At 58.0% G+C, this 20,216-nt stretch carries 21 protein-coding genes and 2 tRNA genes; 16 read left to right on the top strand and 7 right to left on the bottom strand.

Annotation, left to right across the window (positions count from 1 at the left end):
• From AFERRID_RS02885 to AFERRID_RS02830, 12 genes are all read left to right on the top strand, one after another.
• Nucleotides 1–1,485 carry an NADH-quinone oxidoreductase subunit M gene (locus AFERRID_RS02885; protein WP_113526091.1) on the top strand — a complete coding sequence of 495 codons (1,485 nt, stop codon included), beginning with the start codon at nt 1–3 and terminating at the stop codon, nt 1,483–1,485.
• 12 nt (nt 1,486–1,497) lie between these two features.
• Nucleotides 1,498–2,943, top strand: a complete 1,446-nt coding sequence (nuoN, locus tag AFERRID_RS02880) for an NADH-quinone oxidoreductase subunit NuoN (RefSeq protein WP_126604333.1) — start codon at nt 1,498–1,500, stop codon at nt 2,941–2,943.
• A gap of 119 nt (nt 2,944–3,062) precedes the next feature.
• Nucleotides 3,063–3,137, top strand: a tRNA-Val gene (locus tag AFERRID_RS02875).
• 53 nt (nt 3,138–3,190) lie between these two features.
• Nucleotides 3,191–5,125 carry a threonine--tRNA ligase gene (gene thrS, locus AFERRID_RS02870; RefSeq protein ID WP_113526093.1) on the top strand — a complete coding sequence of 645 codons (1,935 nt, stop codon included), beginning with the start codon at nt 3,191–3,193 and terminating at the stop codon, nt 5,123–5,125.
• A 34-nt stretch (nt 5,126–5,159) separates the two neighbouring features.
• The gene (gene infC / locus AFERRID_RS02865) at nt 5,160–5,660 is read left to right on the top strand and encodes a translation initiation factor IF-3 (protein ID WP_113526094.1); all 501 of its coding nucleotides are present in this window, start codon (nt 5,160–5,162) and stop codon (nt 5,658–5,660) included.
• Nucleotides 5,661–5,669: 9 nt separating this feature from the next.
• Nucleotides 5,670–5,867: a 50S ribosomal protein L35 gene (rpmI, locus tag AFERRID_RS02860; protein WP_012537292.1), complete on the top strand. Its 198-nt coding sequence runs from the start codon at nt 5,670–5,672 to the stop codon at nt 5,865–5,867.
• A gap of 18 nt (nt 5,868–5,885) precedes the next feature.
• Nucleotides 5,886–6,245, top strand: a complete 360-nt coding sequence (gene rplT, locus AFERRID_RS02855) for a 50S ribosomal protein L20 (protein WP_012537291.1) — start codon at nt 5,886–5,888, stop codon at nt 6,243–6,245.
• Between the two features lie 20 nt (nt 6,246–6,265).
• Entirely contained in the window at nt 6,266–7,288 is a 1,023-nt protein-coding gene (gene pheS, locus AFERRID_RS02850; RefSeq protein ID WP_113526095.1) for a phenylalanine--tRNA ligase subunit alpha, read from the top strand.
• 9 nt (nt 7,289–7,297) lie between these two features.
• The gene (gene pheT, locus AFERRID_RS02845; RefSeq protein WP_113526096.1) at nt 7,298–9,697 is read left to right on the top strand and encodes a phenylalanine--tRNA ligase subunit beta; all 2,400 of its coding nucleotides are present in this window, start codon (nt 7,298–7,300) and stop codon (nt 9,695–9,697) included.
• 9 nt (nt 9,698–9,706) lie between these two features.
• On the top strand, nt 9,707–10,006 hold the full coding sequence (locus tag AFERRID_RS02840; RefSeq protein WP_012537288.1) for an integration host factor subunit alpha: 300 nt from the start codon (nt 9,707–9,709) through the stop codon (nt 10,004–10,006).
• Nucleotides 9,981–10,433, top strand: a complete 453-nt coding sequence (locus AFERRID_RS02835; protein ID WP_126604332.1) for a MerR family transcriptional regulator — start codon at nt 9,981–9,983, stop codon at nt 10,431–10,433. The genes AFERRID_RS02840 and AFERRID_RS02835 overlap by 26 nt, the downstream gene beginning before the upstream one ends.
• Before the next feature lie 37 nt (nt 10,434–10,470).
• A tRNA-Pro gene (locus AFERRID_RS02830) sits at nt 10,471–10,547 on the top strand.
• Between the two features lie 327 nt (nt 10,548–10,874).
• Here AFERRID_RS02830 and AFERRID_RS02825 read toward each other — a convergent pair.
• The 6 genes from AFERRID_RS02825 to AFERRID_RS02800 form a co-directional block, all read right to left on the bottom strand.
• Nucleotides 10,875–11,858, bottom strand: coding sequence for a hypothetical protein (locus AFERRID_RS02825; RefSeq protein WP_225981815.1), 984 nt, complete (start codon nt 11,856–11,858; stop codon nt 10,875–10,877).
• Between the two features lie 114 nt (nt 11,859–11,972).
• Nucleotides 11,973–12,584 carry a class I SAM-dependent methyltransferase gene (locus AFERRID_RS02820; RefSeq protein ID WP_126604331.1) on the bottom strand — a complete coding sequence of 204 codons (612 nt, stop codon included), beginning with the start codon at nt 12,582–12,584 and terminating at the stop codon, nt 11,973–11,975.
• A 227-nt stretch (nt 12,585–12,811) separates the two neighbouring features.
• Complete coding sequence (locus AFERRID_RS02815) at nt 12,812–13,438, bottom strand: hypothetical protein (RefSeq protein ID WP_126604330.1); 627 nt, start codon at nt 13,436–13,438, stop codon at nt 12,812–12,814.
• Nucleotides 13,439–13,450: 12 nt separating this feature from the next.
• On the bottom strand, nt 13,451–14,590 hold the full coding sequence (locus AFERRID_RS02810) for an NAD(P)/FAD-dependent oxidoreductase (protein WP_126604329.1): 1,140 nt from the start codon (nt 14,588–14,590) through the stop codon (nt 13,451–13,453).
• A 42-nt stretch (nt 14,591–14,632) separates the two neighbouring features.
• Complete coding sequence (locus tag AFERRID_RS02805) at nt 14,633–14,863, bottom strand: sulfurtransferase TusA family protein (RefSeq protein WP_113526101.1); 231 nt, start codon at nt 14,861–14,863, stop codon at nt 14,633–14,635.
• Nucleotides 14,864–14,876: 13 nt separating this feature from the next.
• On the bottom strand, nt 14,877–15,263 hold the full coding sequence (locus AFERRID_RS02800) for a DsrE/DsrF/DrsH-like family protein (protein WP_126604328.1): 387 nt from the start codon (nt 15,261–15,263) through the stop codon (nt 14,877–14,879).
• 398 nt (nt 15,264–15,661) lie between these two features.
• On the opposite strand from AFERRID_RS02800, the gene AFERRID_RS02795 reads away from it, so the two are divergent.
• Both AFERRID_RS02795 and AFERRID_RS02790 read left to right on the top strand, forming a co-directional pair.
• A complete protein-coding gene (locus tag AFERRID_RS02795; RefSeq protein WP_126604327.1) occupies nt 15,662–16,981 on the top strand; it encodes a sigma-54 interaction domain-containing protein in 1,320 nt (439 codons plus the stop codon).
• Between the two features lie 75 nt (nt 16,982–17,056).
• A complete protein-coding gene (locus AFERRID_RS02790) occupies nt 17,057–18,598 on the top strand; it encodes a 2-isopropylmalate synthase (protein WP_126604326.1) in 1,542 nt (513 codons plus the stop codon).
• 84 nt (nt 18,599–18,682) lie between these two features.
• Here AFERRID_RS02790 and AFERRID_RS02785 read toward each other — a convergent pair whose 3' ends face one another.
• Nucleotides 18,683–19,057, bottom strand: coding sequence for a winged helix-turn-helix transcriptional regulator (locus tag AFERRID_RS02785; protein WP_126604325.1), 375 nt, complete (start codon nt 19,055–19,057; stop codon nt 18,683–18,685).
• Between the two features lie 228 nt (nt 19,058–19,285).
• Between AFERRID_RS02785 and gstA the strand changes: the two genes are divergently transcribed.
• The gene (gene gstA / locus AFERRID_RS02780) at nt 19,286–19,900 is read left to right on the top strand and encodes a glutathione transferase GstA (RefSeq protein ID WP_126604324.1); all 615 of its coding nucleotides are present in this window, start codon (nt 19,286–19,288) and stop codon (nt 19,898–19,900) included.
• Between the two features lie 61 nt (nt 19,901–19,961).
• Nucleotides 19,962–20,210, top strand: a complete 249-nt coding sequence (locus tag AFERRID_RS02775) for a hypothetical protein (protein WP_225981814.1) — start codon at nt 19,962–19,964, stop codon at nt 20,208–20,210.
• Nucleotides 20,211–20,216 lie beyond the last annotated feature (6 nt).

Genomic DNA, 20,216 nt, shown 5'->3' with positions numbered 1-20,216 from the left:
ATGACGCATTCCCCTCTCCTCAGTTACGCGATCTGGGTGCCGATCATCGGTGGTCTGCTGGTCCTTGCGGTGGGTGACCGGCGTGCGGAGGCCGCGCGCTGGCTGGCGCTGGTGGTCTCGCTGGCTGCTTTCGCCGTGACCATTCCCCTATTTACCGGATTCGATACCCATACGGCGGCGATGCAGTACAGCGAACGGGTCGCCTGGATTCCCTCCCTGAATATCTTTTATCACCTCGGGATCGACGGAATTTCCCTGTGGTTTATCCTGCTCACCAGTTTTCTGACGGTGTTGGTGGTCATCAGTTCCTGGAAAAACGTGCAGGAGCGGGTAGCACAATTCATGGCGGCTTTCCTGATCATGGAGGGGCTGATGATTGGTGTCTTCTGTGCGCTGGACGCCATTCTGTTCTATGTGTTCTGGGAAGCCATGCTCATCCCCATGTTTCTGATCATCGGGGTTTGGGGCGGCCCGCGGCGGGTCTACGCGACCATCAAGTTCTTTCTCTATACCTTTCTCGGATCGGTATTGATGCTGGTGGCGCTGCTCTATCTCTACTTCCATAGTGGAGATAGTTTCAGTTTGTTAGAGTTTCAGAAAACTCCCTTGGGCATGAACGCGCAGACGCTAATCTTCCTGGCCTTTTTCTTTGCCTTCGCGGTAAAAATTCCCATGTGGCCGGTGCATACGTGGTTGCCGGACGCCCATGTCGAGGCGCCCACCGGGGGTTCCGTCATCCTGGCGGCGGTAATGCTCAAGATGGGCGCCTACGGCTTCCTGCGCCTGAGCCTGCCGATTGTGCCCGACGCGAGTCACAGGTTGGCCTGGCTGATGATTGTCCTGTCCCTCATCGCCATCATCTATGTCGCGCTGGTGGCGATCGTGCAGGAGGATATGAAAAAGCTGATCGCCTATTCCTCCATCGCTCATATGGGTTTCGTGACGCTGGGATTTTTTGTGTTCAATAGCGTGGCGATCGAGGGCGGTATCATTCAAATGTTATCTCACGGCTTTGTCAGCGCAGCCATGTTCCTCTGTGTCGGCGTACTTTATGACCGGATGCATACCCGCAATATCAAAGCTTACGGGGGAGTGGTCAATGTCATGCCGGTTTTTGCTGCACTGATGATGCTCTTTGCCATGGCTAATGTCGGCCTACCGGGGACGTCGGGTTTTGTCGGCGAATTCATGGTGGTGCTCGGAACCTATCAGGTAAACCCCTGGTTGGCGATTCTGGCGGCCACCAGCCTGATTACCGGCGCTGGATATACCCTCTGGCTTTTCAAGCGGGTGATTTTCGGCAGTGTCGTCCAGCCCGAAGTGGCCAGACTGAAAGACCTCGATGGCCGGGAGGTATTGGTGCTCGGTACCCTGGCGGCCTTTACCCTGCTGCTCGGCCTCTGGCCAGCGCCCTTCCTTGATATCGTGCACAGCTCGGTACAGCACCTGGTGACCCAGGTGTCTCTCTCCAAGATTCCGGCGTAAAGGACCTTGCCTATGAATCCATTCCTTATGCACTGGACTTACGCCATCCCGGAAATTTGGGTACTGACGATGGCCTGCGCCGTTTTGCTGGCAGACCTGTTCTGGGGCGACGACCTGCATGATCTTGCTGCGGTGCTGACGGTGCTGACCCTCTGCGGCGCGGCCGTGCTGACCGTTTTTGAGATGGGGCAGAGCGGTACCACCTTTGCGGGCCTTTTCGTGCTGGACCGCTTCACCAACGTTGCAGAGCTGTTCAGCTATCTGGCCGTGTTAATGGTGGTGCTCTACTCCCGGCGCTATCTGGTGGACCGGGGGATTTACCGAGGCGAGGTGTTTGTGCTGTTGCTTTTCGCCCTGCTGGGAATCATGGTAATGGTTTCCGGTGGCAGTCTGCTGAGTGTCTACCTCGGGCTGGAGCTGTTGGCACTGAGCCAATATGCCCTGGTTGCCTTTTACCGCGACAGTGTGATGGCGACGGAAGCGGGGCTGAAATATTTCGTTCTCGGAGCGCTGGCCTCGGGCTTGCTGCTTTATGGGATGTCGCTTCTTTACGGGCTGACGGGTACCCTGGATGTGCGGGATATTGCCGCTGATCTGGTGAATATGACCACAGGCAATCTGGTACTGGTCTTTGCCATCGTATTTATTGCCGCAGGTATTGCCTTCAAATTGGGCGCGGCGCCCTTTCATATGTGGATACCCGACGTATATCAGGGCGCGCCTACGGTGGTGACCGCCTTTCTTGCCTCGGCGCCCAAAATCGGCGCCTTTGCCCTGATCATTCGCCTGCTGGTGGATGGTGGCTACGGCATGCAGGAATCCTGGCAGCAGATTTTTGTCGCACTGACCGTGGTATCGCTGGTGGTGGGTAACGTGATCGCCATCGCCCAGCAGAACATCAAGCGGATGCTGGCGTATTCCACCATCGGTCATATCGGATTTATGTTGTTGGGGATCGTGGCGGGTACGGAGGCGGGGCTGGCCAATGCATTTTTTTATATCGTAGTCTATACGCTGATGTCTCTGGCGGGTTTTGGCATGATTCTGCTCGTGAGCCGGGCGGGTTTTGAGGCGGAACGTATCGATGACTTCAAGGGCTTGGCGCAGCGCAAGCCCTGGTACGCTTTTTTGATGATGATCGTCATGTTTTCCATGGCGGGTGTGCCGCCGACGGTGGGCTTTTATGCCAAGCTCGCGGTGTTTCAGGCGGTGGTGGCGGCGGGATACGTGTGGTTGGCCGTGGTCGGCGTCCTGCTGGCGGTGATCGGGGCATTTTATTATCTGCGTGTCGTCAAGGTGATGTATTTTGATAAGCCGGCGCCGGATGCGGGTTTGATCGTACGTGATGACCTGGCCAGTATGGCATTAAGCATCAACAGCCTGGCGCTGCTGGTGCTGGGTATCCTGCCGGGGCCGTTGATGGCCTTTTGTTTCTACGCCATGCGGGGGGTAATCTGACCGACGTCTAGGCGGGCGGGGCGCTGGCCTTGCACCGCAATGGTCGTGATCGGGTCTGTTTCCTCCGATCCCGCGCAGTTCTTGACGTATAGCCCGCCAGCCGGTACATTTCGGGCTGCAGGCGCGTAGCTCAGGGGGAGAGCGCTACCTTGACACGGTAGAGGTCGGCGGTTCGAAACCGCCCGCGCCTACCAAATCCCGCACCAGAGGGGCAATGCTTCGCTGGTGCTTTTTCTTTGGAGGGGCTATGCCAGATATCCAGTTGCCGGACGGTAGTCATCGTCAGTTTGCGGAGCCCGTGACCGGGCTGACGCTGGCGCGAACGATCGGCAGCGGGCTCGCCAGGGCGGCGATAGCCATGCGGGTCAACGGCATCCTCAAGGATCTTTCGGCGGTGCTGGATCAGGATGCGGAAGTGGCGATCGTCACCCGCGACAGCGCAGATGGTCTGGAGGTGATCCGCCATTCCACCGCGCATTTGCTGGCGCAGGCGGTGCAGTCCCTCTACCCGGAAGCTCAGGTCACCATCGGGCCGGTGATCGATAACGGTTTCTACTATGACTTTGCTTTCCCGCGTGGTTTCACGCCAGAAGATCTGGAAGCGATCGAAGCGCGGATGCACGCACTGGTCAAAGAAAATCTTCCGGTGCAACGCGAGATGCTCTCCCGCGAAGATGCCCTGGCGCTGTTTGAAAAGATGGGCGAAGACTACAAGGTCGAAATTATCCGCGCCATTCCCCAAGGTGAACCACTGAGCCTGTATCGGCAGGGGGATTTCGTGGACCTGTGCCGCGGTCCCCATGTGCCATCGACTGGTGTTCTCGGGGCATTCAAATTGCAGCGGGTGGCGGGCGCCTATTGGCGCGGGGATTCGCGCAATCCCATGTTGCAACGTATTTATGGCACGGCCTGGGCGCAGCAGAAAGACCTTGACGCCTATCTCCAGCAACTGGCGGAGGCCGAAAAGCGGGATCACCGGCGTATCGGCACTGAACTGGAGCTCTTCTCCATTCAGGAAGATGCCGGTGGCGGCCTGGTGTTCTGGCATCCCATGGGCTCGCGCGTGCGACGCGTCATCGAGGATTTCTGGAGGGCGGCCCACGTGGAAGCAGGTTACGATCTGCTCTATACGCCGCATATCGCCCATGAGCAGCTGTGGTATACCTCGGGGCACAAGGATTTCTACAGTGAATCCATGTTCGACCCGATGCAGGACGAGGGGCAGCCCTACCAGCTCAAACCCATGAACTGTCCATTCCATATTCTCATTTATAAGGACAAGCTGCATTCCTACCGGGATCTGCCGATTCGCTGGGCGGAACTGGGTACGGTTTACCGCCACGAAATGTCGGGTGCCCTGCACGGACTGATGCGGGTGCGGGGCTTTACCCAGGATGACGCCCACGTCTTTTGTCGACCCGACCAGATAGAGGCGGAAATCGGTGCGGTGCTGGTACTGGTGCGAAAAATTCTCGGCACCTTCGGCTTCGACCAGTATGAAATCAATCTGTCCACCCGTCCCGAGCATTCGGTGGGCAGTGACGAGATCTGGGATGCTGCCACCCAGGCCCTGCGCAATGCCCTGGAGCGCGCAGGCCTGGAATATCAGGTGGATGCAGGTGGGGGCGCGTTCTACGGACCTAAAATCGATCTGAAGATTCAGGACGCCATCGGTCGTAAGTGGCAATGCAGTACCGTGCAGCTCGACTTTAATCTGCCGGAGCGCTTCGCCATGGAATATGTGGCGGAAGACGGTGCGCGCAAGGTGCCCATCATGGTGCATCGCGCCATCTTCGGTTCCATCGAACGCTTCTTCGGTGTACTCATCGAGCACTATGAGGGCAAGTTTCCGGTCTGGCTCGCTCCGGTACAGGCCGTGGTGCTGCCGATCAGCGAGCATTACTCGGAATACGCCAAGTCGGTAAGTGACATATTGGTGAAACGCGGCATCCGGGCAGAAACGGACTTGAGAAACGAGAAGATAGGTTATAAGATACGCGCCCATACTTTGCGTAGGGTGCCCTACCTGCTGGTGGTCGGGGAACGGGAAAAAGAAGCGGGTACGGTGGCGGTGCGGGATCGAAATGGCCAGGATCTCGGCACGCTTACCATAGACGCCGTGGGCACCGCCCTGCAGAAAATGGACCAGGCGCGGGTGAACACCCTGGAGTGGCAAGGCTAGCGAGGAGGACAAGGCGATCGCGACAGAGAAAGAAGTGAATATCAATCGGGAAATTACCGCAGCGCGGGTCCGGTTGATAGGTGTCGAGGGAGAACAGTTAGGTGTGTTATCTTTTATGGAAGCCATCGCGGCTGCTGAAGAGGCTGAACTGGATCTCGTTGAGATCGCCCCGCAAGCCGATCCTCCCGTATGCCGGATCATGGACTACGGAAAGTTTCGTTTTCAGGAAAGTAAGCGCCAGCATGATGCAAAACGCCGGCAGAAACAGACGCAGGTGAAGGAAATTAAATTCCGCCCTCGTACGGATGATGCTGACTACCAGATCAAGTTGCGCAATATTTTGCGTTTTATTGAAGATGGAGATCGTGCGAAAATTACGTTGCGCTTTCGCGGTCGTGAAATGTCGCATCCCGAATTGGGTATGGAGTTGCTCAATCGGGTAGAACAGGATTTAACGGAAGTGGGTGTGGTTGAACAACGGCCACGCATGGAAGGGCGACAAATGGTGATGATTGTCGCGCCGCGGAAAAAATAGGAGACAATCGTGCCAAAAATGAAGAGCAATCGTGGGGCGGCCAAGCGTTTCAAGCGCACCGGTTCCGGTAAATTCAAGCATCGTCAGGCGTTTTTGAACCACATCCTGACCAAGAAAACGACCAAGCGGAAGCGCCACCTGCGCCATACGCTGGTTACTTCGGGTAGCGACCAGGCCGCATTGCGGCGAATGCTCCCCTACGGTTGATGATAAAGGAACAGTACCATGTCTAGAGTAAAACGTGGCGTAACCGCCCATGCACGGCACAAGAAAGTTCTGGCCCGTGCCAAGGGCTTTCGTGGCCAGCGCAAGAGCAATTATCGCATTGCCCATCAGGCGGTGATGAAGGCTCTGACCTATGAGTATCGTGATCGCCGGACCAAGAAACGCGATTTTCGCAGTTTGTGGATTGTGCGTATCAATGCCGCGGCACGTTCTGAGGGCGTGACCTACAGCCGTTTCATGAATGGCTTGTTGCGCGCGGGTATCCAGCTTGACCGCAAGGTGCTGGCCGACATAGCCGTACGTGACAAGGCGGCCTTTTCCCGTCTCGTTGAGGTGGTCAAGGGCCAGTTGGCAGCCTGACGGTGGCGGAGGCTGTGGCGATGCCTTTTCAATCCATGGCCTCCATCGCGGAGGCTGCCCAGGAAGTCGCGGCGGCCTCCGACCTGAACACCCTGGAACGGATCCGCCTGCGGTGGCTCGGTAAGAAGGGCGTTCTTACCGAGGCAATGCAGCAACTCGGGCAGTTGTCACCCGAAGCGCGGCGGGAAGCCGGGCAATTGCTCAACGAGCGCAAGTCCGAGGTGCAGTCGCTTTTGCAGGAACGCAAGGCAGAGCTTGAAGCGGCCGCTATTCATGCACGTCTTCAGCAGGAACATCTGGATGTGACGCTGCCGGGACGGCGGGAAGCGTGTGGTAGCGCGCATCCTATTCGCCAGACTCTGGAGTGGATAGAGCATTATTTTTTCGGATTGGGTTTTGAGATCAGCGATGGCCCCGAAATCGAGGACGATTATCACAACTTCGCCGCACTCAATATTCCGGAAGACCACCCTGCGCGGGCGATGCATGACACCTTTTATCTGGACGCAACACGTCTTTTGCGCACCCAGACGTCGACAGTTCAGATCCGGTTTCTGGAATCCCATCAGCCGCCCCTGCGTATGATCGCCACCGGCAGGGTATACCGGCGCGACTCAGATATCACCCATACGCCGATGTTTCACCAGGTGGAGGGCTTGCTGCTCGACGAACGGGCCAGTTTCGCCGATTTGCGCGGTTTGCTGTCGGATTTTCTGCACGGGTTTTTCGCAAAGCCTGATCTCCCGGTACGCTTCCGTCCCTCCTACTTCCCCTTCACGGAGCCTTCCGCTGAAATTGATATCGGCTGCGTCATCTGCGGCGGTTCCGGCTGCCGGGTCTGCAAGCAGACCGGCTGGCTGGAGGTGCTGGGCTGCGGTATGGTGCATCCGGCGGTGTTGGCGGGTGCCGGTGTCGACGGCGAGCGTTTCAGCGGCTTTGCCTTTGGGATGGGTGTCGAGCGTCTCACCATGCTGCGTTACGGAGTGAACGATCTACGTCTCTTCTTCGAGAACGATCTGCGCTTCCTCAAACAGTTTTCCTGAGGACCCGCCATGCGTGTCAGTGTTCAGTGGCTTCGTGAATTGCTTGAAATTTCCTGGGATACGGAGGAGATCGCCCGGCGTTTGACCATGGGCGGTATCGAGGTGGAGGCGATTGAGGATGCCGCGCCGTCTTTTCGCGGAGTGGTCGTCGCTGCCGTCCGGTCCGTGGCACCCCATCCGCAGGCCGATAAGCTGCGGGTGGCAGAGGTGGATGCGGGCGACGGGAGGCTACGCACGATTGTCTGTGGGGCGGACAACCTGGCAGCAGGTCAGCGGGTGCCTCTGGCCCTCCCCGGTGCGCTGCTCCCTGGAGAACACCGCATCGCCACATCTATGCTGCGCGGGATATCCTCGGAAGGAATGCTTTGTGCAGCCGCGGAGCTGGGGCTTGATGACGGCAGCAGCGGTTTGCTGGTTCTGGACGCGGATGCGCCGGTGGGAGCCGACCTGCGCGCTTACCTCGGTCTGGATGACCAGATACTGACCCTGGGGATCACTCCGAATCGTGGCGATGCGCTGTCCGTAGCTGGAGTCGCCAGGGATTTGTTTGCCCTCGGGGCTGAAGCGTTGTCCCTCCCCACGGCGGCTATCCCGGTACCGGCATGGGCGGTCGTGCGCCCGGGCGATGTGGTCCCCGGTAATGGAGGCTTTGCTCCGCATGTTGCCGCAGACGCGCAAAACGCCTGTCGTTCCTACACCGCCCTGTGGATAGAGGGTGTTCCGGAACGGTTGCCGGACTATTTGCGTGAGCGTCTGCGTCGTGCAGGTCAGCGTTGCATCCATCCCGTAGTGGATCTGCTGAATCTGCAAATGCTCGAAACGGGACAGCCTCTACACGCCTTTGACGCAGAAACGCTGCAAGGGAATCTCACCGTGCGCTGGGCGCAGATTGGGGAGACTCTCGATGCTCTGGATGGCCGCGACTTGCCGCTGGAATCCGATATGTTGGTGATTGCGGACGACGCGGGTCCGGTGGCTCTGGCGGGTATTATTGGTGGGCGGCGCACTGCGGTGACAGCACAGACGCGTTCCATTGTCCTGGAGTCCGCTTTCTTCCAGCCGGGGGCTATCCAGGGGCGCGCACGCCGCCTGGGCCTGCAGACGGATGCTGCCATGCGCTTTGAACGCGGCGTCGATTTCACCTTGGGGCCGGTGGTGGCCACCCGTACCTTGCAGCTTTTCGCCACGTTAGGTATGGCACGTTTGCGAACAGAACGATCCTGCACCATTCTGGGTCAGTTGCCGGAGCATCAGCCGATCCCCTTGCGCCGTGCCCGACTGGCACGCATCCTGGGAATGGATTACGAGGATGATGTGGTCGAAACGGCTCTCACTCGTCTGGGGCTGCATGTCAACAGGGTCCCCGATGGCTGGCAGGCGATTCCCCCGAGTCACCGCTTTGATCTCCGCATCGAGGCGGATCTGATCGAAGAGGTGGGACGGATCCATGGTTATGAGCGATTGCCCGCCCACCGCCCTGAGGGCATCCTGCAACCGCTGCCCATGAAGCAGGGACCGCAGGCAGCCACTTTACGCAGTGTTTTGCAGGCGCGGGATTATCATGAGGTGATCACCTACAGTTTTATCTCCCGTCAGGCGCAAAACCTGTTCACACCGGATGCCGACGCGCCAGCGCTGCTCAACCCCCTGTCCGCAGATTTGGCCGTCATGCGCGCCAGCCTTTGGCCGGGTTTGATGCAAGCGCTTCAATTCAACATGAAACGGCAGCAGGAACGGGTACGCATTTTTGAACTGGGGCGCGTATTTTCCGCCCACGGGCAGCGCCTCGTGCTGGGCGGCTGTATAGTCGGGACGGTGGATCGGGAAAGCTGGGCGGAACCCCTGCGCGCGGTTGATTTCTATGACCTGAAAGGCGACGTGAGTGCTTTGCTCGCGCTTTGGCCGGGTACGGACTTTACCTTCCGGCCGCTGGACGCCTACCCGGCCCTGCATCCGGGACAGGCTGCAGAAATTTGTGTGGAAGATCGGCGGGTGGGCGTGCTCGGTGCGTTTCATCCAACCCAGGCCGCAGAGTATGGCCTTGACAAGTCACCGTTTTTCTTCTACTTGGATGTGGAGTGGCTGGGTAATCTGACGAGCATTTCCAGGTTTTCATCCCTGTCGCCATTTCCGGCATTGCGGCGGGATATAGCGTTGGTTATCCCGAATGACATACTGGCAGGAACGGTACTCGATACCATGCGGGCCGCTGCATCGGGTATCGTGCGGAGCATCACCATTTTTGATCGCTATCAGGGTTCTTCCCTGGTGGCGGGAACGTACAGTCTGGCTTTTGCGCTGCTCCTTCAGGACGCGGGGCGGACGCTGACGGATACAGAGGTACAAGCAGAAATGGACCGGTTGCTGGTTGCCGTGCGGCAACTCGGTTCCATCGAACTCAGGGCATAGGAGAATAATGTGGCCGTTACCAAAGCTGAAATTGTAGACATGCTGTTTGAGAGTATGGGTCTGAACAAGCGGGAAGCCAAAGGTATCGTCGAGGCCCTATTCGACGGCATCCGTGAGAATCTGGCCAAAGGCGAGGAGGTGAAGCTATCCGGCTTTGGCAATTTTACGTTACGCGATAAAAACCCCCGCCCCGGACGTAACCCGAAGACCGGTGTGGAGATTACCATCACGGCGCGGCGCGTGGTGACGTTCCATCCGAGCCAGAAGCTCAAAGCCTACGTGAATGGTAGCGAACCAGACAACGCATAGGGAAAAGGCGAGCAAAGACCTCGCTCCGCTCCCGGATATACCGGAAAAACGGTATTTCTCCATCAGCGAGGCCGCCCTGCTCTGCGGGGTGAAGGCACATGTGCTGCGTTACTGGGAGCAGGAGTTTCCGCAGCTTAGTCCACTCAAAAGAAAGGGTAACCGGCGTTATTACCAGCGCCACGACCTGTTGTTGGCGAGACAGATTCGTACCCTTCTCTATGGAGAAGGGTACACCATTCACGGTGCGCGGGAGCGTTTGCAGGGGCGGGGGCGCTTTCCGCACCGCGAGTCCCCGGATGAAAATCAGCGGCAACTGAGTCTGGACGTGGGTGGCGCATCCATCAGTGTTATCGAGGTCCGCAAACGTTGGCAATACCTGCGCCAGGAGTTATCGGAATTATTGGATTTATGCGGTCGCAGGCATTGACCCAAGTAGCGTTTCCGCTGTACATTACGACCTCTTGCGGGGCGTAGCGCAGCCTGGTAGCGCACCTGAATGGGGTTCAGGTGGTCGGAGGTTCAAATCCTCTCGCCCCGACCAATAAATCAAAAGGATTAGGACATTTTTCCCTGCCTTCTTTTTCTACAATCCATGCCGTTTTCTACCATTCTGCTCAGTGGGGACCCTCTCCGCTTTTCTGACGCTGATATGTGCCTCGGTGATATCAGCCGAGGGCGTGGCCGGCCAGGGCCCGCGCCTATGTCAGGAAATGGCAGTCATCCACCTCCGGCTTTGCCAACCACCGGCGCCATGTATTGTCACTTGATACTGTGAGGCAGCGCCTTTGGGTAGGAGGTGAGTCCGGTGTCGCGGCCGTCTTTAAAATTGGACCGGCAGTCGCCAAGCCAATGAAAAATGCAAATGCCCTTAAGCGGTGGCATTAAGCATCCAGTCTTCCCGCCCCATTTTGCATACTGCCTGCCGATGGGTGGAAAACACCCAGATAAGCAGTAACAAGGGCATGCAAAGTCCCAGGAACCAAAGCATGAAACCGGTTGATGACTGCAGCAGCGCTAGCAGGCCGAGGTTTACCGGAAGGTAGGATAATCCGAACGCCAGCGATTGGATGATCTTTTTTCGAGCGGCAATGCGCAAGCCAAACATATAGGCGAAGAAAAAGGCGTAGCTCAACCAGAGTGTCGTCGTAAATAGAAATGCCATGAGCGCTATGCCCTGTAAAATCTGTAACGACAGAAGCGAAGTCGATAGGGCGAGTATCGTTAGCGCAAGCACTCCGGCCAATAAGGTGCTCTGACGTGCATGATGGCGCATGGCTTGCTGGCAGAATCGCGTTTTGCTTCCCCATAGCCCGGTCAGGAAAACCGTTCGCCAGTCTGCGTCCTGCTGAATCCAATGACTGTTCGCCGCACTGACGAGCAAAACGGTTAATGTCCTGCCCATACTCACACTCAGAATAACGGCATGATGCATAAAAACGGCAGAGAGTTCGGGATGCGTCATTTGTCTGCCGATCACCGAAGTGAGTAACGTCAGCAGCACCCCCGCCGTCCCTATCAGAAGGACGCTGGGAACCCCCATGGGGTACAAAACAAGCGGGTTTCTCCACGTCTGTGGTGTCCATCGGGCCAACGCCCGCCAATTCCGGGAGACAGACCAGCGCGTTTTGGCAGGTTGATCGTGCGTTTGCGCATCGAGTCGTGTCTCCTGCGTTTCAACCAGGGAGCGTAACCGCTCGGGCCGGAAGAACAGGGTGGCCATGACCGACGACCAAAGAATCACCGCTATGGGTAACGCCCAGAGCAGCGGTAAGGTGCCAATATCCCAGTAGAGTGATCCGCTGACCGGCAACGGTATAAAAAAAGAAACAACAATCCGTGTAGGATGTAACACCTAAGCATACAGACGAAATGTGACAGTACGATGAACGTGGCATGTCATATATATGACAATTGGCATCCAAAAGGTATGGCCTGCCTTGCAAAGATCAGGGCATGGTCAGGTGCTTCAAATGATCTGAAAATGGCAATACGTAAAAGCTTGGGTTTTCCCTGCCGGGGTGCGGTGTATCACGTGATCATGGGAAATAAGCGTAAATAATGTTCCAAACTCAGAATGCAATTGTTCAGGGCTATAACGGCACACTGGAAGTTCGCTGCATTGGGTAGGCCCGTCTTCTGCGAAGGTGGCTATGATGACATGGCCGCCTGGCTTTAAGGCGTCGCTCAATACCTGAACGTAGCGTTGGCGCTGTTTTTTGTCCGTCAGGAAATGAAAAACTGCGCGGTCATGCCATAAAGAGAAGTTTGCTTGCGGCAGGGGCGTTTCCAGCACATCCCCGGCGATCCACTTCACGGTGCCCGGATACTTCCCAAGACGTTGTTGGGTCACGGCCAGTGCGGCAGCGGAGAGATCAAGTATGGAGATTCTGGAAAATCCGCGCCCAATCAAGTCATCGACCCATGTGGAAGCGCCACCACCGACATCGATAATCGCGTCTTGTGGTTTCAAATCCATCTCATCCAGCAGTCGTAACGATGTCTCATCATGGTCACAGTACCAACTCACCGTGGTCGATGCTTTCTCGGTGTAAATCTTATCCCAATGTATATTATTCATTATTGGCGGATACTCCAGCTTTCGACTTCTTCCGGAAGATCGACCCGGCCGTGGGGCCGATCTGCCCCAATCTGAACAGCAACGCGCACTCAATGATATTTCTGGCACGGTGAGCCTAGTTTACAGCCATCCGACATGCGGAGCTACAAAAAAAGCCCCCGGAAGATCAGGGAGCTACAAGCGGGGCGAGTAGAACGCTTTTAAAAAGGAATGGTTGAGGTGGGGCCTCAGTGTTTGAGTCGGCAGGATCGGAAGTGTTTACCGAGGAGCATGAGGAACTGGATGGTTTGCTGGGTTTCCGGTTGTTTTATCAGTTCCCAGAGTCCGGTGAGGCCGCCTTTGGGAAGAGGGGCATGGGCCGCTTCTTCCGTAGCCCCGGCCAGACAGCGGAGGAAATCGGTCAGGATATGCTCCTGATCCATCTTTTCCGCCACCGTCACCATCCGCTCCATGACGCCGGTGCGGGTAGCCCGGTCGAGCAGGCACATGGCATTGCTGGCCATGCCCGCCAACCGCGTCACGATTTCATCGCTCATGGAATCCTGCGCGGCACCGACCAGCCGCGCCAGATGCACGATACGCTCCAGATCCCCATTCTCCACCAGCGCGGAGATGGCGGGCAGGGCATGGACGACCTGACTGCGATGGACCCGGTCCAGCAAGTCGAGACCATCGCTGGCCAGACCCGCCATCCGCCCGACCAATTCATCGCTCATGGAATCCTGCGCGGCACCGGCCAGCCGCGCCAGATGCACGATACGCTCCAGATCCCCATTCTCCACCAGATGCGCCAGGGCTTCCCGGGCCTCGGCCAACTCCTCCTCGTGGGAGGTTTCCGCCATAACAGCCGTCATAGATCACCTCCCTTAGAGTAAGCCGCGGGCACTGGCCCAATAGAGCTGGTTGTAGGCCATCTTGAAGGCATGGACCGCACCGGTCGGGGCCTTGGGCTGCGGAGGATGCTGGTAATCAAACATGGCATACGTGGCGCGATCCTTGCCCGCCTCTATGAAGCAGAAGACCTTGCCATCGTAACTGCGCACCGATCGCCCGATCTTGATCACCGCCGCGACATTCTCGGCGGCGACCTCAGCCTCGAAATGCGTGGTGGAGCCGGCCTTGCTGATCGGCAGGTTGGTGGTGTCCCCCAGGACGATGACATTCTTGCCGTATTCCCCCTCCATGTGCAAAGACGTGCGGTTGGTAGGAATCCAGCCATTCTGCCCGAGGCCATTCTGCTCAATGACTTCCTGACCCTTGTGCGGCGGCACCGCCACCAGCAGGTCATACTTGACGGCACCCCCCTCCTCACTGAGGACCTGGGCATTTTTGCCATCGACTTCCTTCATATTGAACAGCGTCTCGTACTGGATGCCCATCCGGTCGAATTCCGGTGCCGCCCACTTCGCCACATTCTCCAGGCTATGCACCCGACCGATGGGATACGTGTAGTAGAACTCGGTCTTGTCCCGCAGGCCACGATCCTGAATGAAATCGTGCATGGCGAAGGTGATTTCCAGCGGAATCATCGGACACTTGTGCGGCAGACCGACGGTGACGACGATGCGCCCCCCCTTGAAGTCCGAGAGTTGCCGGAAGAACTCCACCGCATTCTCCGCGGTGTAACAGTTGATGGAGTTCTCCTGGAGGCCGGGGATGTTTTCTGGCATGGGACGGGAGCCGGTGGAAATGACCATAACATCATACTCATGAATCTTGCCGCTCTTGCATTGGACGTGATTGTCGGCGAGATGAAACTCCTCCACGGGATCGACATGAAACTCGATACCGGGTTCCAGCAGGCTCTGCTGTTCGCGGACCAGTTCATCCGGGGTCGTCCGACCCATGGCCACATAAAGCCAACCGGGCTGATAGACGTGTTCGTGGCTGGCCGAGAGCATGGTAATGCGGGCCTTGCCGGTTTTCATTTCATGGTGGATACGGCGGGCCAGATGATTGGCGAAAATGGTGCCCCCCATACCCCCACCGACGACGAGAATTCTCATGATGTCACTCCTTGTAGGTCTGTGTACTGGTTGGACGTCGTGCTACTTGGCCTTGCGCACCCGGATATGCCAGGTACCCGCATCATCCTGTCGGGTATCGAGCATTTCGTGACCGACCTTTTGGATCCACTCCGGTACATCCGCAGCGGAACCGGCATCGGTGGACAACAATTCCAGGGTATCGCCGACACTCATCATCTTCATGCTGGAAATCAGCTCCATCAGCGGCCCGGGGCAAAAACTGCCGCGGGCATCTACGACTCTTTCACTCATCTACCACTCCTTTTTAAAAGGTCAGGATCTGCGCGCCTTCGGCGTCGCTGAGGAACTTGGTCAGACCCAAAGGCCCGGCGACGATGTCTTCCATCGCCTCCGCCTGGATCCCCATCACGTCCATGGCCATGGAGCAGGCCCAGATTTTGGCATCGCCCAATTCCACGGCCTGCTCAAAAATCTGGTAGAACGGCGGCACATTGCGCCCGGCCATCGAATGCCCCATCTCGCCTTCCGCCGGGGCCTCCTTGCCGTGTCCTTTCACAAAATAGGGAAAGGCATTCATGGACAGAAAAACATGCACCTCCGACCCCGAAACCGCCGCAACCGACGCCGCCATCGCCGCAAACTGCAACCGCTCTCTCACCCCACTTAAACAGATGATATATAATCCCGACATGAAAACCTCGCTCTGTGACTGGATAATCTCAGTAAGCAGAATGCATGCCAGATCAGGATATTGTATGGTAAGTTATTTAACCACACTGTTATTTCTGGTAAATAATGCTTCTTGAATATTATGGTACTGCAGTTTTGCGCGGTTTTGACGGCTGCTATGCCATGATGTGTCATGGCAGGTCATGACCAGCCGGTCATGACACATAAGCCAAACATAACATTATAATTTATCAACAAAAGTAATTATTCGGAGGTGATAAGAATATTCTTGCATCCGGTGGCCTGGAGAATACGTACTATAGAATGGTCGTAGCTGAAATATCGAAGGGTTTGGATATGATAAACCACAGGAAAAGAACCCGATCTGGAAAATCGGAGGGCACGGCCAGGCGGAATGACTTGTCCATTGGGCTGGATGTCGGCAGTGTGCTCAATATTCAGCAGAATCCCATGGTGCTGATCAATCGGGACTATCGGATTATAGCCGCCAACCGCGCCTATCAGAATGCCTATGGCGTGCGTGCGGATGAGGTGATCGGGAAGTGTTGCCATGAAATCTCCCATCACTCCCCAGTACCTTGTCACATGTGTGGAGAAGATTGTCCTCACCAGGCGGTGTTCAATACCGGGGAAGCGCATGAGGTGCGTCACATTCATTATGACCACCAGAATCATGCCGAGCATGTGCGGATTCGCGGCCATGCCATCAAGGATCAGGACGGTAATGCTTATCTGGGGGAGGAAATCATCCGTCTCCCGCGTCAGGTGGAGGAAATCACCTGCGGTGAGTTGCATATGGTAGGACACTCACCCGCCTTTATGCGCTGTCTGCATCATTTAGAAATGGCAGGGCGGACGGATGCCAGCATCCTGCTGTCCGGTGAGAGCGGGGTAGGCAAGGAGCTGGCTGCCAATGCTCTGCATCAGTTCTCGGCGCGGGCGAGTGGTCCTTTCATCACCGTCGATTGCGCTTCCTTGCCGGAGACCCTTTTTGAAAGCGAGATACTGGGCCACGAGCGGGGTGCTTTCACCGGTTGTCTCGGGCGCAAATGCGGGCTGTATGAAATGGCCCATGGCGGCACTCTGTTTCTGGACGAGGTCGGTGAACTACCGCTTGCTATGCAGGCCAAGCTGCTGCGGGTACTGGAAACGGGTAGCTTTCGGCGACTGGGCGGAGCGGAAACCCTGCATGCAGACGTGCGCATAGTGGCCGCCACCAATCGCAATCTGCTGGAGATGGCTACGCAGCGGGCCTTTCGTGAAGATCTCTATTACCGTTTGGCGGCCATTACCATTGATTTGCCGCCGTTGCGTGAGCGTCGCGAAGATATCGCGGGTATCGCCAAAGTTTTGCTGGATCGCATTGGCAGGAACTGGGGCGGGGGTTGGAGCTTGTCCAAGGAGGCGGAGATTCGTCTGTGTGCCTACGATTTTCCGGGCAACGTGAGGGAGTTGCGCAACATTCTGCAAAAGGCGGCGGCGCTGGCGGATGGTCCGATCATTCAGCCCCGGCATCTGGATTGGGCAGTATCGCGCAAAGCAACCCTGCCGACAGCAAAGCGATCGTCGCTCCCCGAGCCGGGGAAGACTGGACTGCACCCTGACAACCTCGACGAATTGTTGCGTCTTTATCATGGTAACAGACGCCAAGTGGCAGATGTGCTGGGAGTTTGTGAGCGCACGGTGTACCGCTGGTTACAGCGCCAGACTGTGGGGTAAGGGACGCCGGCGTACCCTTCGTGAAAAACCCGCCGACGCGGTATAATCCATCCGACAATCCGGAAAGGGTGATTCATGCGTCCAACTAAAGAACACTTGATCATTTTCGACACCACCTTGCGCGATGGCGAGCAGTCGCCGGGTGCGGCCATGACGCGCGAGGAGAAACTGCGTATCGCCAAGGCCCTGGAGCGCTTGCGCGTGGATGTCATCGAGGCGGGCTTCCCCGCCGCCAGCAACGGCGATTTCGCAGCCGTGCAGGCCATCGCCGCAGCGGTGAAGGACAGCCGCATCTGTGCCCTGGCACGGGCCCGGGACGAGGACATCCGCCGCGCCGGGGAGGCCATCGCCCGGGCGGCGGCGGGGCGCATCCATACCTTCATCGCCACCAGCCCGGTACACATGCAGGCCAAATTGCGCATGGCCCCCGACGAGGTCCTGGAGCGGGCGGTGGCGGCGGTGCGTCTGGCGCGGCACTATTGCGACGACGTGGAGTTTTCGCCGGAGGATGCCGGGCGCTCGGAGGAGGATTTCCTCTGCCGGGTCATCGAGGCGGTGATCGACGCCGGGGCGCGCACCATCAATATCCCGGACACGGTGGGTTACAACCTTCCGGACCGCTTCGGGCAGCTCGTCAGCAATTTGCGCGGGCGCGTGCCCAATGCCGACCGGGCGATCTTTTCGGTGCATTGTCATAACGACCTAGGCCTGGCCGTGGCCAACTCCTTGTCGGCCGTCCTCCACGGCGCCCGCCAGGTGGAATGCACCATCAACGGTCTGGGCGAGCGGGCGGGCAATGCCGCCCTGGAGGAGATCGTCATGGCGGTGCGCACCCGCGCCGACGTCTTCTCCTGCGACACCCGCATCGACGCCACCCAGATCGTGCCCACCAGCAAGCTGGTGTCCACCATCACCGGTTTCCCGATCCAGCCCAACAAGGCCATCGTCGGGGCCAACGCCTTTGCCCATGAGTCGGGCATCCATCAGGACGGTGTCCTCAAGCACCGGGAGACCTACGAAATCATGCGCGCCGAGGACGTGGGCTGGGCGGCCAACCGCATGACCCTGGGCAAGCTCTCGGGCCGGGCGGCGGTGCGGGCGCGCCTGGAGGCCTTGGGCATCCATCTGGACAAGGATGCCCTCGACATGGTCTTCACGCGCTTCAAGGAGTTGGCCGACCGCAAGGCGGAAATCTTCGATGAGGACTTGCAGACCCTCGTCAACGAGGATCTGCAGGAGGAGCAGGCGGAACGCTATCGCCTGGGTTACCTGCGCGTCTGCTCGGAGATGGGCACCCATCCCGAAGCCCGGGTGGAAGTCCTGGTGGAAGGCGTGGCCAAGACCGCCGCGGCCGTGGGCGGAGGGCCGGTGGATGCCGCCTTCAAGGCCATCGAAGCGGTGGTGGCAAGCGGTGCGCAATTATTGCTGTATTCGGTCAATGCCATCACGACCGGCACCGACGCCCAAGGCGAGGTCACGGTGCGCTTGCAGCAGGATGGCCGCATCGTCAATGGTCAGGGGGCGGATACGGATATCGTCCTCGCCAGCGCCAAGGCCTATCTCTCGGCCTTGAACCGCCTGCAACAGCCCCAAGGGCGGCGGCATCCGCAGATCTAGGAGGTCATGCCCTTCGTCACCGATCCCTTGAGGGCGTTTTCCTTCAGGGGATCCCCTTTTTGCGGAAGCGGGCTCCCGCCTTCCTCAATGCCCGGGAAGATCCGCCGCCTGCGGCCCGCTTTCCCGGGGGCTTGGCGCCGGGTTGCCTGTCGCCGCCAATTGCTCCAGCCCCCACTTGTGCATCGCCATGAGGACGGGCCAAAGGCTCTTCCCCAGGGGGGTAAGGGAATATTCGACCTTGGGTGGTACCTCGGCATATACCAGCCGGTTCACGATGCCGTGCCGCTCCATCTCCCGCAATTGCTGGGCGAGCATCTTCTGGGTGATGCCGTGAACGGCTCTGTGGATTTCTGAGAATCTCCGGGTTCCCGTGAACAAATCCTGAAGAATCAGTACCTTCCATCTTCCACCAATGACGCGGAGGGTGACATCCACCGCGCAGGGCTCCTCTTCTGCCATCTATCTTCCCTCCGTGAGCAAGGTTGGGAATCCCCCCTTTTATTCATACTTACTAAAAATATACTTACTATTATATATGAATGTATATAACAAGAAAGTGCATACTTCACAAGACCAGCTGTATGGGGTACTAATATCTCATCGAACGGCCAGCCGCGCTGGTCTGAAGCCATGCACAACAAGTCCGGCACTTTTGCCGTCAATCGCTCGGTCAGGAGGTAGATTGCCATGAAATTGTATTACAGCCCCGGTGCGTGTTCCCTGTCTCCCCATATCGTCCTCAACGAAGGCGGATTCCGCTTCGACAAGGAAAGGGTGGACCTCGCCAGCAAAAAAACGGAAACCGGTGCCGACTATGCCGCCATCAACCCCGACGGTTACGTGCCCGCCCTCCTGCTCGACGACGGGCAGGTGCTCACCGAGGGGCCGGCCATCATTCAGTACCTTGCCGATCGCGTGCCCGAAAAGAAGCTCGCCCCGCCCCTAGGCACACTGGAGCGCTACCGACTCATGCAGTGGCTCAATTTCATCTCCACGGAACTGCATAAGGGTTTTTCTCCCTTATTCAATCCGCAGGCGCCCGAGGAATGGAAGGCGGTGGCCGCTGCCCAACTCGGGCGGCGCCTGGGCACGGTCAGCCGGCAACTGGAGGGCAAGGACTGGTTGCTGGGCGAGGGATTCACAGTGGCCGACGCCTATCTCTTTACGGTATTGGGCTGGGGCCGGCATGTGGGCATTGAATTGGAGCAATGGCCGGTGCTCCAGGCGTATCAGGGGCGGGTATCCATGCGGCCGGCGGTGCAATCGGCCCTGAAGGCGGAAGGGCTTCTCCAGGATACCTGAGATCGGATGGTATCTATCTATATGCTTTTCCCAAAGCTTCCCAACGCCCGGAGGAAACAACATGATCTCAGCCCTTGAGGACGTGAAAGGCGCGGCAAATCAGTCCAGGGGAGGGCACGGGGCCCGGCGCCACCCCATTCAGGTGCGGCTGACAGCCGGTGCGGAGCGCGCCTTGGCAGTGCATCCCACGCCGCTGCTCGTGGAACTGGAGTTGCTTTTTAGTTGCCTGATCCGTAAGCGCGTGCGCTTTCCCATCGCCCCCCATGCCGACGCTATTCCGGTGCCCGGAACGGATCCGCGCCTGAGCTGACCGGCA

Source organism: Acidithiobacillus ferridurans, assembly GCF_003966655.1.
In the GTDB taxonomy this organism is placed as follows: domain Bacteria; phylum Pseudomonadota; class Gammaproteobacteria; order Acidithiobacillales; family Acidithiobacillaceae; genus Acidithiobacillus; species Acidithiobacillus ferridurans.
The sequence above is the reverse complement of the archived record's forward strand: the minus strand, read 5'-3'. Positions and strand labels throughout refer to the sequence as shown.